At 42.5% G+C, this 14,460-nt stretch carries 14 protein-coding genes; 13 read left to right on the forward strand and 1 reads right to left on the reverse strand.

The genetic code is table 11. From position 1 onward, the window contains the following. Positions 1 to 11 precede the first annotated feature (11 nt). From MFF31_RS16380 to MFF31_RS16430, 11 genes are all read left to right on the forward strand, one after another. Complete coding sequence (locus tag MFF31_RS16380) at positions 12 to 590, forward strand: hemerythrin domain-containing protein (RefSeq protein WP_238189299.1); 579 nt, start codon at positions 12 to 14, stop codon at positions 588 to 590. 128 nt (positions 591 to 718) lie between these two features. Then, positions 719 to 3,340, forward strand: coding sequence for a bifunctional acetaldehyde-CoA/alcohol dehydrogenase (adhE, locus tag MFF31_RS16385; protein ID WP_238189301.1), 2,622 nt, complete (start codon positions 719 to 721; stop codon positions 3,338 to 3,340). A gap of 104 nt (positions 3,341 to 3,444) precedes the next feature. Continuing rightward, positions 3,445 to 4,074, forward strand: a complete 630-nt coding sequence (mobA, locus tag MFF31_RS16390) for a molybdenum cofactor guanylyltransferase (protein ID WP_238189303.1) — start codon at positions 3,445 to 3,447, stop codon at positions 4,072 to 4,074. Positions 4,075 to 4,155: 81 nt separating this feature from the next. After that, complete coding sequence (gene pflB / locus MFF31_RS16395) at positions 4,156 to 6,426, forward strand: formate C-acetyltransferase (RefSeq protein WP_238189305.1); 2,271 nt, start codon at positions 4,156 to 4,158, stop codon at positions 6,424 to 6,426. A 35-nt stretch (positions 6,427 to 6,461) separates the two neighbouring features. Then, a complete protein-coding gene (gene pflA, locus MFF31_RS16400; protein ID WP_238189307.1) occupies positions 6,462 to 7,199 on the forward strand; it encodes a pyruvate formate-lyase-activating protein in 738 nt (245 codons plus the stop codon). 164 nt (positions 7,200 to 7,363) lie between these two features. After that, positions 7,364 to 8,074 carry a Crp/Fnr family transcriptional regulator gene (locus MFF31_RS16405; RefSeq protein ID WP_238189309.1) on the forward strand — a complete coding sequence of 237 codons (711 nt, stop codon included), beginning with the start codon at positions 7,364 to 7,366 and terminating at the stop codon, positions 8,072 to 8,074. Between the two features lie 17 nt (positions 8,075 to 8,091). Then, positions 8,092 to 8,541, forward strand: coding sequence for a GAF domain-containing protein (locus MFF31_RS16410; RefSeq protein ID WP_238189311.1), 450 nt, complete (start codon positions 8,092 to 8,094; stop codon positions 8,539 to 8,541). Between the two features lie 39 nt (positions 8,542 to 8,580). After that, on the forward strand, positions 8,581 to 9,234 hold the full coding sequence (locus MFF31_RS16415; RefSeq protein WP_282570502.1) for a response regulator: 654 nt from the start codon (positions 8,581 to 8,583) through the stop codon (positions 9,232 to 9,234). Continuing rightward, positions 9,227 to 10,339, forward strand: a complete 1,113-nt coding sequence (locus MFF31_RS16420) for a PAS domain-containing sensor histidine kinase (RefSeq protein WP_375541323.1) — start codon at positions 9,227 to 9,229, stop codon at positions 10,337 to 10,339. The genes MFF31_RS16415 and MFF31_RS16420 overlap by 8 nt, the downstream gene beginning before the upstream one ends. Positions 10,340 to 10,418: 79 nt before the next feature. Further along, positions 10,419 to 10,823 (forward strand): nucleoside-diphosphate kinase, encoded by a 405-nt coding sequence (ndk, locus tag MFF31_RS16425; RefSeq protein WP_238189312.1) that lies wholly within the window; start codon positions 10,419 to 10,421, stop codon positions 10,821 to 10,823. A gap of 22 nt (positions 10,824 to 10,845) precedes the next feature. Continuing rightward, positions 10,846 to 11,037, forward strand: coding sequence for a hypothetical protein (locus MFF31_RS16430; RefSeq protein ID WP_238189313.1), 192 nt, complete (start codon positions 10,846 to 10,848; stop codon positions 11,035 to 11,037). A gap of 177 nt (positions 11,038 to 11,214) precedes the next feature. On the opposite strand, the gene MFF31_RS16435 is transcribed toward MFF31_RS16430, so the two are convergent. Continuing rightward, a complete protein-coding gene (locus MFF31_RS16435) occupies positions 11,215 to 11,649 on the reverse strand; it encodes a hypothetical protein (RefSeq protein WP_248565505.1) in 435 nt (144 codons plus the stop codon). Positions 11,650 to 12,038: 389 nt separating this feature from the next. On the opposite strand from MFF31_RS16435, the gene MFF31_RS16440 reads away from it, so the two are divergent. Beyond that, the gene (locus tag MFF31_RS16440; RefSeq protein ID WP_238189315.1) at positions 12,039 to 13,787 is read left to right on the forward strand and encodes a choice-of-anchor I family protein; all 1,749 of its coding nucleotides are present in this window, start codon (positions 12,039 to 12,041) and stop codon (positions 13,785 to 13,787) included. A gap of 113 nt (positions 13,788 to 13,900) precedes the next feature. Beyond that, a complete protein-coding gene (locus MFF31_RS16445) occupies positions 13,901 to 14,443 on the forward strand; it encodes an NADPH-dependent FMN reductase (protein ID WP_238192076.1) in 543 nt (180 codons plus the stop codon). The last annotated feature ends 17 nt before the right edge of the window (positions 14,444 to 14,460 follow it).

The following is a 14,460-nucleotide window of genomic DNA, read 5'->3' on the forward strand; positions in this document are numbered from 1 at the left end:
AGGTGAAATCAATGTTTGATACCAAATCAAAAGTAGAGTTGCTGGACCCTATCAATTCGTCAAGACCAAGTACGTTTATGCAATTGGCGATTCGTTTACAGGAAGAACATGAGCAATTGAAGGCGAAGTGCAACATTTTGTGTGAACTTAGTATGAGGACTGCGTCCAGTTCAGGCAGATTTGGTGCATTACAGTTGCTAAAAGATTTACGTCTACATGCGGAAGCGATGCTTCATGATTTGGAACAGCATTCCAAGTGGGAGGACGAGGAATTGTTTCCTGTATTTTCGCGTTACTTCAGAAAGTCAACTGAACCAACCATTCTGCCTTCACTTTGGGTACTCGAAAAGGATCATGAGCTGGCACTACAGTTTTTTGAATCCTTCCTGCAATTAAGCCGCACATTGATTGCCGTTATGCAGCTTGATAAGGAATGTACAGATCCCAGACTTAAGGAAAAGCTCAAGGAAGGCTGCGATCATTTGACTCAAGGCTGCTTCATTCTGAGTGGCCACTTTCAAATGGAGGAAGAACTTATTTTTCCTTTGGCCAATCAAATATTGACGGATATTGACTACTTATTTTCATAGATCAAGATAGGACGCAATTAGTTAGATTGTAGTGATATAGATCACAGTTTGTTGATTGCGAATCCGATATGATGAAGACATCAACCAGATAAACGATTCCAAATAGTTGCATCGAGGAGGAATAGTGTATGGCAGTTAAAGATAGTAAACGAGAAGAAAATAAGATTGAAACCCAATCTTTGGTGCAAGAAGAAGTAAACAAACTCGTCGCTCGTGCAAAAGCAGCGCAGGAAACCTTCCTAGGTATGAATCAAGAAGAAATTGATCGGATCGTCCAAGCGATGGCGCTTGCTGGTCTCGATAAACACATGATGCTCGCGAAGATGGCTGTTGAAGAGACAGGGCGCGGCGTATATGAGGATAAAATTACGAAAAATATTTTTGCAACGGAATACATTTACCACAGCATCAAGAAAGACAAAACGGTTGGCGTGATCGAGGAGAATACGTTTGAAAATTATCGCATAGTGGCTGAGCCTGTTGGGGTTATCGCCGGAGTAACTCCTGTTACAAACCCAACGTCAACTACGATGTTTAAAGCACTTATTGCTACGAAAACACGTAATCCGATCATCTTTGCTTTTCATCCATCGGCGCAGAAGTGTAGTGCAGAATCAGCCAAAACGTTGCGTGATGCTGCTATTGCTAATGGAGCGCCAGAACATTGTGTGCAATGGGTGGAATCGCCATCATTAGAAGCAACACAGCTGCTCATGAACCACCCGGATGTAGCGTTAGTTCTTGCTACAGGCGGCTCTGCGATGGTGAAGTCAGCTTACAGTACAGGCAAACCTGCGTTAGGGGTTGGTCCTGGCAACGTGCCTTGCTTCATTGAACAATCGGCAGATTTGAAGCAAGCTGTAACGGATCTAATTTTATCCAAAACATTCGACAACGGGATGATTTGTGCTTCTGAACAAGCGGTAATTATCGAAGAAGCGGTTTACGACCAGGTGCGCAAGCTTATGAAAGATAACGGCTGTTACTTCCTGAATAAAACAGAGACAGAAGCCGTTTCGAAGCTCGTCATCCATAGTGATAAATGTGCAGTAAACGGCGTAATCGTCGGTCAGTCAGCAGTGAAAATTGCAGAGATGTCAGGTATTCAGGTGCCATCTGATACGAAAATTCTCATTGCCGAGCTTGCGGGTGTAGGTACAGCATTCCCACTATCAGCTGAGAAGCTGAGTCCCGTTCTGGCTTGCTACAAAGTGAAGACAGCAGAGAAGGGAATAGAACGTGCAGCGGAAGTCGTTGCTTTCGGCGGCCTAGGTCATTCTTCGGTCATTCATTCGAATAATGATGAAATAATTTCAGCTTTTGCAAACCGACTCAAAACCGGACGTGTCATCGTTAACTCACCTTCAACACATGGCGCTATTGGCGATCTATATAATACGAACTTACCATCGCTAACACTTGGTTGCGGTTCATATGGACATAACTCGACTACTTCCAATGTTTCGGCTGTTAATTTGCTCAACATGAAAAGACTCGCTTACCGAACCGTTAATATGCAGTGGTTCAAAATACCACCGAAGATTTATTTCGAAAAAGGGGCTACTCAATATCTTGAGAAGATGCCTGATATATCCCGTGTGCTTATCGTTACAGATGAAATGATGGTGAAGCTTGGTTATGTAGATAAGCTGGAATATTATTTGCGGAAACGGGCGAACCCGGTTGCTGTTGAAATATTCGCTGATGTAGAGCCTGATCCATCTGTTGAAACAGTGCAGCGGGGCACAAAAGTAATGGATAGCTTTAAGCCAGACTGCATTATTGCTCTTGGTGGCGGCTCTCCAATGGACGCAGCAAAAGCGATGTGGCTCTTCTACGAATTTCCTGAGACCAACTTCCATTCGCTGAAGCAAAAGTTCCTTGATATCCGTAAACGGATATACAAATATCCACGTCTCGGCGACAAAGCTCAGTTCGTAGCTATTCCAACAACATCGGGTACAGGCTCTGAAGTTACATCCTTCGCTGTCATAACTGACAAGCAAGAAGGACATACGAAATATCCGCTTGCAGATTACGAGCTGACACCAGATGTAGCCATTATTGATCCAGAGTTTGTATACACATTGCCAAAAACAGCAGTAGCTGACACTGGAATGGATGTACTTACTCATGCCATAGAATCTTATGTGTCTGTAATGGCAAGCGACTATACAGACGGGTTAGCCCTTCATGCGATCCGACTTGTGTTCCAAAACTTGGAGAAATCCTATCATACAGCTGATCCAGTAGCACGAGAGAAGATGCATAATGCATCTACAATTGCTGGCATGGCCTTTGCGAATGCATTCCTTGGCATCAATCACAGCTTAGCGCATAAGTGGGGTGGTCAATACCATACAGCTCATGGCCGTACTAACGCAATTCTTATGCCGCATGTCATTCGTTACAATGCACAGAAACCGACAAAGTTTACTTCTTTCCCGAAATACAGCCACTTCATCGCAGATGAACGTTATGCAGAAATTGCCCGTACGATCGGACTTCCTGCTCGAACGACTGAAGAGGGTGTTAATAGTTTAATTGAAGCTATTCGCAAGTTGAATCAATCGTTAGGTATTCCAGAGAAATTCCAAGACGTTGGAGTAGATCCTGCCGATTTCGAGGAAAAAGTGGACTATCTAGCCGATCGTGCTTTCGAGGATCAATGTACGACAGCAAATCCTCGTATGCCGCTCGTCACGGAGCTAGCAGATGTATATCGAAATGCTTTCTACGGCAATTTCTAACGAGGTAACCGCAGTTTTGGCTGCCGATCTGAAGGGTCGGCAGCTTCTTTTATAAACATCATCAATGATGCAATTATAATGGCAATCAGGAAGGAGTGATCAGCATGATGTCCGGAGTCATCTTGGCTGGCGGCAATCACAATGGTATTAATGGTACAAATCGGGCTTTCCTTGTTGTGGACGGAGAAACCTTGCTGCAGAAACAAATTCGTGAAATGCAGTCCTGCTGCAATGAAATTACGATCGTTACGAATGATCCACAGCCGTTTCTCCGAACCGTCGACCGTAATATTCGTATCATTACCGATTATTTTACTGGCAATGGCTTATTAAGCGGCATGCATGCAGGACTTTCACTCTCTCAAAATAACGATGTTTGGATTCTCGGCTGTCATATGCCTTTTCCATCAAGTGATGCAGCCAAGTTGCTGCTAACATACAAACATGAAGGTGTAGAAGCGGTTATTCCTTGGGTAAATGGCAAATCTCAGCCACTTCATGGGATCTATGATCGATCATGTGCCGCTCGAATAGGAAGTCTTCTTAACAGTGGAAGCTACCAAGTTTCTGCACTGTTGAACAGACTCCGCTGGTCAAAAATTAGTGAGCCTCCATTTGAAGAACATGGGATTGGATGTCATTTCGTTCAATCTATCCGCACTGAAGGGGATTATGCCCGCCTAGTAAAGAAGCTTGATAGAGAATCATTAGAATCGATAGCTGAATGTGACTAATGTCATAGTGAATGATTACAGAAACCATTAATCTAAAAGTAGAAAGTAGAAAGTAGAAAGTAGAACACGGAGGTGCTTATTATGGCGATGAAAGAAAAGGAAGCTGTGAAACACAATACAACAAATGAAGCATGGCGAAGTTTTGCAGCTGGAAGTTGGCAGATGCAAATTGACGTTCATTCTTTTATAGAACAGAATGTCACATCTTATGATGGCGACGAAAACTTCTTAGCAAATCCTACTGAGGATACCATTGCACTATGGGATCAGGTTAGCGGGCTGCTCAAGGAGGAGAGAGAAAGAGGCGGCGTACACGACATCGATGTCAACACCATATCTTCGATCACGTCGCATGAGCCTGGTTATATCAATCAGGTCAAAGAAAAGATTGTTGGACTACAGACAGATGCGCCTCTGAAGCGGGCTGTTCAACCGTTCGGTGGCGTTCGGATGGCAGTCGATGCTTGTGAAGCATACGGATACACTCTTTCTCCCCAGATTGAAACGATTTTCACTGAGCTGCGGAAGACGCATAATCAAGGTGTATTCGATGCCTACACAACAGAGATGCGTGCTGCCCGCAGAGCTGGAATCATAACTGGATTGCCAGATGCATATGGTCGTGGACGAATTATCGGAGACTATCGTCGAGTTGCGTTGTACGGAGTAGATCGACTTATCGCTGGTAAGAAGGAAGAGCAACTTCAGCTTGAAGTGGAAGCAATGACGGAAGATATTATACTGCTTCGTGAAGAACTCTCCGAGCAAATTCGCAGCCTGACAGAGCTTAAGCAAATGGCCGCAACGTATGGATACGATATCTCTGTTCCAGCAACTAATGCGAAGGAAGCGGTGCAATGGCTGTACTTTGCTTACCTGGCTGCAATCAAAGAACAAAATGGCGCAGCGATGAGTCTTGGGCGTGTATCAAGTTTCCTAGATATTTATATGGAGCGCGACCTTAAAGAAGGCGTACTGTCGGAAGAAGAAGCGCAAGAGCTTGTTGACCATTTTGTCATGAAGCTGCGGATCGTAAAGTTTCTCCGTACTCCTGACTACAATGAACTGTTCAGTGGCGACCCTACATGGGTAACGGAAGCAGTTGGCGGCATGGGACGAAACGGGAAGTCACTCGTAACACGCAATTCATATCGGTTCCTTCACACGCTTTATAACCTTGGACCCGCTCCCGAACCGAATTTAACGATATTATGGTCAACCTCATTACCAGATAGCTTCAAAAAATATTGTGCGCGCGTCTCAGCTGAAACGAGTTCTATCCAGTACGAAAATGACGATATGATGCGTCCGCACTTCGGTGACGATTATGGTATTGCTTGTTGCGTATCTGCTATGAGAATCGGCAAACAGATGCAGTTTTTCGGCGCAAGAGCGAATCTTGCTAAAGTGTTGCTCTATGCAATTAATGGAGGTTTAGACGAGAAGTTGGGAGCACAAATCGGCCCGGCAATCGCACCAATCACTTCCGAAATACTTGATTATGAAGAAGTGAAGGCAAATTTCGATATCGTTCAAGACTGGCTAGCTAAGCTGTATATCAATACGTTGAACGTCATCCACTACATGCATGATAAATACTGCTATGAACGGATCGAGATGGCGCTTCACGACCGGGATATTATTAGAACGATGGCTTGCGGCATCGCCGGATTGTCAGTAGTTGCAGACAGCTTAAGTGCTATCCGCTATGCAAAAGTTCGTCCAATTCGCAATGAAGCAGGTATAGCCGTTGATTTCGAAATTGAAGGCGATTATCCTCAATACGGCAACAACGATGATCGTGTAGACCAAATGGCAGTTGAGCTGACAGAAGGGTTCATGGAACGCCTTCGCAAGCACAAAACGTATCGCGGTGCGATTCCGACATTGTCAGTGTTGACCATTACTTCAAATGTTGTATACGGAAAGAAAACGGGCAGTACACCGGATGGCAGGAAAGCAGGCGAGCCCTTCGCACCAGGAGCCAACCCGATGCATGGACGTGACCGCAAAGGGGCGCTTGCATCACTTGCTTCCGTCGCCAAAATTCCATATGAAAGCAGCTTAGACGGTATATCTAACACGTTTTCCATCATTCCAAAAGCACTTGGCAAAGAGGAGAGTGTGCGCTTCAACAACTTAGCCGCTTTGCTCGATGGTTACGCAATTAGTGGTGGTCATCATCTCAATGTTAACGTCTTTAATCGTGAGCAACTTATGGATGCAATGGAGCATCCAGAAAATTATCCGCAGCTTACAATCCGTGTATCTGGTTATGCGGTTAACTTTATTAAGCTTACGAGAGAGCAACAACTAGATGTCATCAGCCGAACGTTCCACGGAGAGATGTAACGGCTGAATGAGTAAGTGAAAGGAGCGTGACCCGAATGAAAGGTCGTATTCATTCCATGGAAACTTTCGGCACAGTAGACGGCCCGGGTATTCGCTTCGTCCTGTTCATGCAGGGCTGCGCACTGCAATGCCGCTTCTGCCATAACCCAGATACTTGGGATACTACGGTTGGGCAGCAAGTAACGGTCGAAGATATTTTGCATGAAATCGAACCCTATTTGCCCTATTACAGAGGTTCCGGCGGAGGTATAACCGTAACTGGCGGAGAACCATCGCTTCAAGCACCGTTCGTCGCACAGTTGTTTAAAGCTTGTAAGGAGCAATTTGGTTTGCGTACTGCGCTAGACAGCTCTGGCTTTTGTGATCCGACACATGCGGCTGAACTGATAGATCATACGGATCTCGTACTACTTGACCTAAAACAAATGAACAAAGACAAACATAAATGGTTAACTTCTCAGCCCAATGATAGAATTCTCACATTTGCAAAATGGTTATCCGAGCGTAATAAGCCAGTTTGGATTAGACATGTGCTCATTCCGGGCATTACAGATCATAATGAAGATTTGATTGCATTAGGACAGTTTATGGGAGAACTGAGTAATATTGAGCATTTTGAACTACTGCCTTATCATCGAATGGGTGTTTACAAGTGGCAACAGCTCGGTCTTCCATATGTACTTGAAGGTGTGCCAACTCCAACCGATCGTGAGGTTGAACGAGCAAGAAATACGATTGAAACGGCTCGAAATTTAGCGATGCATCACAACTAATAGCAATTAATTGGAAGACGCACAGCTCTTGTGCGTCTTCTTTGCTGTTCTCTCCCAACTTATAGGGGAAACTCCCCCGGAAAGATCAGGGAATCCCCCGATGTTCAAACGATCATCACAGCGATATGATTAAATCAAATGAATGGATCGGAAGGGGAAACGAAATGGAGATTACAACAAAACATATAGAAGGTCTGGAGCCTGTATTATCAAAAGAAAGTTTTGAGAAGTTGAAAAGCATTATGTATATAAAAAATATGGAAAAAGGAAGTTGCTTATTTTGGGAAGGCGATACTGCGAACCATCTCTTTTTCGTCATGGAGGGACGGGTTAAAACAACGAAGTCTTCTGATAGTGGACGGATACTAACGTTATATTTGCACCAGAAGGGTGATTTGATCGGACAAATGGACCCATTCCAAGATTCGATACACAGCTTTAGTGCTGAAGTAACCGAAGAAGCTAAAGTTGGCGTTATTCAACGTAAAGATTTAGAAGTATTGTTATGGCAACATGGCGACTTAGCTGTCGAGTTTATGAAATGGATGGGTCTGATGCATCGGCTTACGCAAACGAAGTTCCGTGATTTGATGATGTTCGGCAAAACGGGGGCGTTATGCTCACTGCTTATTCGTCTTGGCAACTCGTATGGCAAAGAAGGAGATACTGGAATTTTTATCGACTTAAAAATTAACAACTCCGAGATGGCGGACATGATCGGAGCAACTCGTGAAAGTGTAAACCGGATGTTGAGTGACCTTAAGAAAGACAAAGTTATACAAGTCAAGGACGGTCACATTATTATTAAGGATCTATCCTATCTTCGTAATATTTGCCATTGCGAGAATTGCCCGAAAGAAATCTGCCGAATGTAAAAGAAAGGTGACGGAGCATGAACGGACCAAAAGAACTTGAACGATTGACGGTGGTATTAGGGCTCATTCTATCAAAAAGCAAAAGTGATTATGCAGCACTTGCGATGCCCGCTGATCATTACCGTAAAATGAAGTGGAATATTTCCATGGGCAGCCGAAATGACAGGGTAGGACAAATGAAACTGAGGCCCGGTATTGGAATCGGCGGCATGGTGCTGCGTCATGGGGCAGTATTCAGAGTGAATGAGAACGAGAATAAAGGGATGCTGACAGAGTGCCCTGTTATGCTGGCAGAGAAGCTTGCATCAGGCATTGCCTTCCCGATTATTGCCCCTGTTCCTACTTATAGAAATGGTATTTTAATACTGGGAAGAAGAAACAATCAATTTTATGATGAGCAAGAAATCGAGATGGTTCAATCACTGCTGCCTAATCTTATTGAGATGATGGGTGCAGAAGCGTTATGATGAATGTAACGATTAATGCATGCGAGAAGGATGGGTCTTGTGATTAAAATTATTATCGTAGATGATCATGCAATGGTTCGATCTGGACTACGAATGCTGCTAAGCAGTAAGGGAGAGTTCAATGTTGTAGCGGAAGCGTCCGACGGAGATGAAGGGATTTTAGCCGCACTGGAATTTAATCCGGATGTCATCCTAATGGATTTAAGTATGCCTAACGGTAAAGATGGGCTTACCGCTGCGTCTGAGCTTAAAGTGCTTTTACCAGAAACGGCAATTCTGATCTTAACGATGCATGACGATGATGAATACTTATTCCGAGCTATTCATGCTGGTGCAGCAGGCTATATCCTTAAGAGCGCTCCCCATGAGGAACTGCTCACAGCAATTCGTACCGTATCTTGTGGTGATGCTTATTTATATCCTACTGCGACTAAGCGTCTAATGAATGAATATGCCGATCGGATGAAGAGAGGCGAAAGCTCCGATCTATTCGATACGTTATCCGATCGTGAGAAGGAAGTGCTTGCACTAACGGCAAAAGGCTATGCGAACAAAGAAATAGCGGAGCAGCTGGTCATCAGTGTAAAGACGGTCGAGACACATAAAAGTCATGTTATGGAGAAGCTTGGTCTAAAATCGCGGCCAGAGCTTATTAAATATGCAATGAAGAAGGGACTGCTGCAATTTGATTGAAAATGGACTCCCCTCTGGAAAAAATATAATTGCCGAGCATGTAGATACGTTATTAAAGCAATTAGATGAACGTATTGAGGATGGTGGGTTTCGCAGTGAGCTAAAGCAATCATTAAAACAGCTCGCTGATGTCAAATTTGCACTGGATGAATCCTCAATCGTTGCTGTCACAGACCATAGAGGCAAAATTCAATATGTAAACGATAAATTTTGCGAGATTTCCAAATATGAACGGGATGACTTGATTGGAAAAGATCATCGGATCATTAATTCTGGATATCACGGTAAAACGTTTATGGGTAACCTCTGGGAGACAATTTCTACAGGAAACGTCTGGGGAGGGGAAATTAAAAACAAGGCGAGGGACGGATCGTATTATTGGGTAAATACGACGATAGTACCCTTTATCGGAGAAGACGGCAAGCCTTATCAATATCTTGCCATTCGCAATGAGGTTACTAGACTCAAGAAAGTTGAGGAAGAGCTTAAGGAAACGTTAGCGAAAGTAATGACAATTCAAGAGGATGAACGTCGAAAGTTTTCGCGCGAGCTTCATGACGGAATCGGGCAAAGCTTGTTTTCCCTGCTCATTCAACTTGATCGTGTTATCTCTGAACCGAAGCATGAACGGGATGATTTGGGCCATATCCGCGATCATGTAGCTGGAATAATTGAAGAGGTACGCGGCCTAGCATGGGAACTTCGACCATCTGTCCTAGATGATCTTGGTATTGTACCAGCTATCAGAACCTATATAGACAACTACGCTTCCCATTACGGGATAAAGGTTAACTTTAACTGCAATTTGCGAAAAAGACTCCCAAGCAGCAACGAAACGGTTATCTATCGAATCATCCAAGAAGCGCTCACCAATATAGCCAAATATGCTGACGTTTCCGAAGCCGAAGTTACCATTCAAGAGGAGGAGTCCGAAGTTATCGTTCGGATTATCGATCAGGGCGTCGGTTTCGATACTAGTATAAGTACAAAGGGTGTTGGCAGGTTCAGTATGGTCGAACGAGCCCGTACTGCTGGCGGAAGCTTTCAGTTGGCATCTACACCAGGCGAAGGAACGATTGTAACGATCATCATTCCGAAATCATAATTATTGCTAATTGTGATTTCGCTCACATCGCAGACTGTTACAAACCTCTACAATGATAGATAAGAGGAGGATGAAGACGATGAGTGAAAGAGCATTTGTAATGATTAAGCCAGATGGTGTTGAACGAGGTTTGATTGGTGAGATCGTAAGCAGGTTCGAGAAAAAGGGGCTTCGTCTCGTTCGAGCAGAGCTTACATCTATTCCGAAAGAGAAAGCTGAGATCCATTATGAACATCTCAAAAGCAAGCCGTTTTTTGATGAACTGGTTGAATATATTACATCCGGATGTGTCTTCTCAATGATCATTGAAGGTACAGCTGCTGTACAAAATGTTCGCTCCTTGATCGGACCAACGAATCCAGCTGAAGCACCGCCGGGTACAATTCGTGGAGACTTTGGGCTTGATGTAGCACAAAATATTATTCATGGCTCGGATTCTGTAGATAATGCAATTAGAGAAATTAAGCTATTTTTCGAAAAATAATGACTGTTGGAGGTCATCTGCTATGACAGAACTAATTAAAATTGATGTCATTACTAAAAATATGATTCAGTATTGTTATACTTGCCCGGATGCTCATAAATGTGACACAGAAGAAAAATGTAAAACGTGTTGGGAAGCAAAAGGTCTGCTCAAAAAAGAAGACCTGAAGGAGCAATTAACAACTGAGCAATTGTTGACCCTATATGCGCAATAGCAGCAATGAATGTTATAAAACAGTAAGCAATCAACCCTTCTAACAGAAGTGCTCGTTGTTCATGATTGTATGAACATGACATTACTGTTGGAAGGGTTTTTTATGGTTAACACCGACTTGTGGTAAATATAAGGCTCTCTATGCAGAGTATTTCGTTTGTATGGAATGGTGTTCCTATTACTTAATAACATTTACTGTGTATGCATGACCGTTGAGTGGAAGATTGAATCCAATATAATAACCATTATGTACATCTAATGTTAATGAGGTTAAATGGTTTGCAAGTTTTATTTTTTTTGTAGTTTCATCTTTTGTTTTCCCTATAAGTATAGGTAGTTTCTCTCCAGTTTCCGTTGTATGTTCAAACATTACATAAGAAGGTGTGCCTAATTTTAACGTTATCCTCTCCCACAAGTAACCTTTGCTGCTTTTATTAATTTTTGCTAGCGAGAATGCATCCGTTTTGTCTTCGACTAATACATAATGTGTATTTTGATACTCTTGCGTTAGTACTAAGCTCACCTCTTCAATCTTTAAACCGTGTTCAATCGCTTCATTTAACGACGGTAGCCACACTTCATTAGTTACAGGCTGACTACAAGACGAAAACACAAATAATAAAGTTAAGTTGAACGCTAGCAAAAAAAGTTTTTCATAAATTCACCATCTTTCTCATTAAAGAGAGGTACATATTCTTGTAAATACTTTAACGCATAATTGTAATTTAATTCAATACGTTAGAGATTTTTTTATGAAGAGATTGTTATGTGCAGTTTCCTTCGTACGCAATTGCAAATAAATTATCCGTAGAGCCGATGGGTCATTCTTCTTGATGGAGGAATAATCTGTAGGCTTATTGTGGTTCTATAAATAAGACATAATTTTGAAAGCGTTTTAATAAATGATTTACAATATTTTCATAAATCCTTTATACTCTTCTTACATATACAGTTTATGCTAATAGCAGTATTAGCTTTTCCATAATGAGGAGGAAATTGTTCATGTCCAATTGGAAGAAGACTGTAACCGCATTATCTCTAACAATGACGTTATTAGCTATATCAATACCGGCTAATGCTAGCACTGAAGAGAAGTACATAGGTACTGGGGAGTTAACTTTACACAAAATTGCTCGTTATAACTCGGGGAAAACAGCTGTCGGGAAAAATGGGGTTGAAATATCCACGTTTGATGCCGCAACGAAACGAGTTTTTGCTGTGAATGGGGACAAGCGGTCTATCGACATACTGGATTTGTCCAAGCTAACTAGTACAACAGGTAAAGTATCTGCACTTGCTCTCAGTAAGCAAATTGTTATTTCTCAGTTGGGGGAACCTTCATTTCATGATTTAACCAGTATAGCGGTTCATCCGAAGTTTGATCTTGTTGCCGTTGCCGTACTTAACAAAAAACCTTTAAAAGGACATATCGCATTTTTCAAAAAAGATGGTCAGTACGTGAACAAGGTAGAAGTAGGTTACCATCCTGACATGGTTACTTTTACTCCAGATGGGAAAAGTCTCATCGTTGCTAATGAAGGGGAACCTACGGACGATTATTCCGTTGATCCACTTGGCTCTGTTTCCATTATTACTGTTCCTGGCGGAGCAGGTTCTATTAAACAACAGCATGTTACTGATGTTACATTCGAGACTGTAAAAAGCGGACAGATCGATGACAATGTAAGGATTTATCCACATAAGAACGGCGTATACCAAAAGAAATCTTCTTCTAACAGTAACAATTGGGCAGCAGACTTCGAACCAGAGTATATCGCAGTAGATGCAAGCAGTAAATTTGCTTATGTTGTCTTACAAGAAAATAATGCGATTGCACAGCTCGATATTAGCGGCAAAAAGTTTATCCACGTTAACGGATTAGGTTATAAGGATCATTCTTTGCCCGGTAATGGGTTAGATGTTTCCGATAAAGATGGCGGCATTAACATTAAAAATTGGCCTCTGCTCGGCACTTATATGCCTGACGGCATATCACTTTATCAAGCTAATGGCAAAACATATTTAGTATCTGCCAATGAAGGAGACTCCAGAGACTATGAAACACCAAATGGTTGGACAGAGGAGCAGACGATTGGGAAGCTTGATAAGTCCGCTATTAAATTGAATGATGAGCATTATGCAGGCTATGCGCAAGCACAGCTAGATGGAATCATTGCGAATGAATTAAGCGAGGAAAAGCTTGGAAAGTTAAAAGTGAGCACTGCCCAATATGATGCTGCAAATGGGGAGAACGCTTCAACTTTACATGATGCGCTTTACACTTTTGGTGGGCGATCCTTCTCGATTTGGGATATTGATAACTTTAAGAATGGGCCGGTGTATGACAGCGGTGATGCTTTTGAACAAATAACGACCAAATTTGCTCCTAGTGGATTCAACTCCGATAATGAGAAGGCAAGTTCGCTGGATAAACGAAGTACAAGTAAAGGACCTGAACCGGAGGATGTAAAGGTAGTTAAGTTGTACGGCAAACAATATGCTTTTGTAAGCTTAGAGCGAGTTGGTGGCATAATTGCGTACAATGTAACGAATCCTAATGCTGCGCAATTTGTAACGTATACAAATGATCGGAATTTTGCCCTTGCTGATACACAGCAGGATCTAGGTCCAGAAGGGCTTCATATTGTGGATGGTACAAAAAGCCCGACAGGAAAGCCGCTTTTACTTGTCGCTAATGAAACATCTGGTTCTTTATCCATCTATGAAATTCGTGCAAAATCGAAGCCATAATATAATGTAATGAGAATCTAATATAGTTGATGAAGTGGCCCGTCGCCACTTTCAATTGAATATATAATAAAATGTTATCATAAACATGAAGTATACATGATTTTAAGGAGGCTATTCGTTTGTTGAAGATTGGTATTATATTAGGAAGTACAAGACCTGGACGCGTTAGTCCACAAGTAGGAAATTGGCTTAAAGAGATTGCGGATCAACGTGGAGATGCAAGCTTTGAAATAGTAGATATCGCTGACTACAAGCTCCCGTTTTTTGGTGACGCTGATACAGAAGATCAAATTGGAAAGTGGAAGTCGACATTACGTTCCCTTGATGGTTTTGTGTTCGTTACACCTGAATACAATCACAGTATTACGGGTGTGTTAAAAAATGCTCTGGATTCAGCACGAGATGAGTGGAATAACAAAGCTGCAGGTATAATCAGTTACGGTTCTACTGGAGGTGCACGAGCTGCGGAACATTTGAGAGGAATATTGGGTGAGTTGCATGTTGCTGACGTGAAAACACATCCAACTTTATCACTGTTTACAGATTTTGAAAATTACAGCACATTCAAACCTGCTGCACTACATCTCAATAATGTAAATCTTATGCTGGATCAAGTACTTGCATGGAGCGGAGCACTTCAAACGGTACGTACTTGACATTATAGTTTATTAAA

It is taken from the genome of Paenibacillus sp. L3-i20 (assembly GCF_022180385.2).
Taxonomy (GTDB): domain Bacteria; phylum Bacillota; class Bacilli; order Paenibacillales; family Paenibacillaceae; genus Pristimantibacillus.

What these genes read in the sequence shown, in the direction of transcription:
- adhE (WP_238189301.1), top strand. Translation starts at nt 719, where the DNA reads ATGGCAGTTAAAGATAGTAAACGAGAAGAAAATAAGATTGAAACCCAA.
- mobA (WP_238189303.1), top strand. Translation starts at nt 3,445, where the DNA reads ATGATGTCCGGAGTCATCTTGGCTGGCGGCAATCACAATGGTATTAAT.
- pflA (WP_238189307.1), top strand. Translation starts at nt 6,462, where the DNA reads ATGAAAGGTCGTATTCATTCCATGGAAACTTTCGGCACAGTAGACGGC.
- MFF31_RS16430 (WP_238189313.1), top strand. Translation starts at nt 10,846, where the DNA reads ATGACAGAACTAATTAAAATTGATGTCATTACTAAAAATATGATTCAG.
- MFF31_RS16405 (WP_238189309.1), top strand. Translation starts at nt 7,364, where the DNA reads ATGGAGATTACAACAAAACATATAGAAGGTCTGGAGCCTGTATTATCA.
- MFF31_RS16380 (WP_238189299.1), top strand. Translation starts at nt 12, where the DNA reads ATGTTTGATACCAAATCAAAAGTAGAGTTGCTGGACCCTATCAATTCG.
- ndk (WP_238189312.1), top strand. Translation starts at nt 10,419, where the DNA reads ATGAGTGAAAGAGCATTTGTAATGATTAAGCCAGATGGTGTTGAACGA.
- MFF31_RS16410 (WP_238189311.1), top strand. Translation starts at nt 8,092, where the DNA reads ATGAACGGACCAAAAGAACTTGAACGATTGACGGTGGTATTAGGGCTC.
- MFF31_RS16440 (WP_238189315.1), top strand. Translation starts at nt 12,039, where the DNA reads ATGTCCAATTGGAAGAAGACTGTAACCGCATTATCTCTAACAATGACG.
- pflB (WP_238189305.1), top strand. Translation starts at nt 4,156, where the DNA reads ATGGCGATGAAAGAAAAGGAAGCTGTGAAACACAATACAACAAATGAA.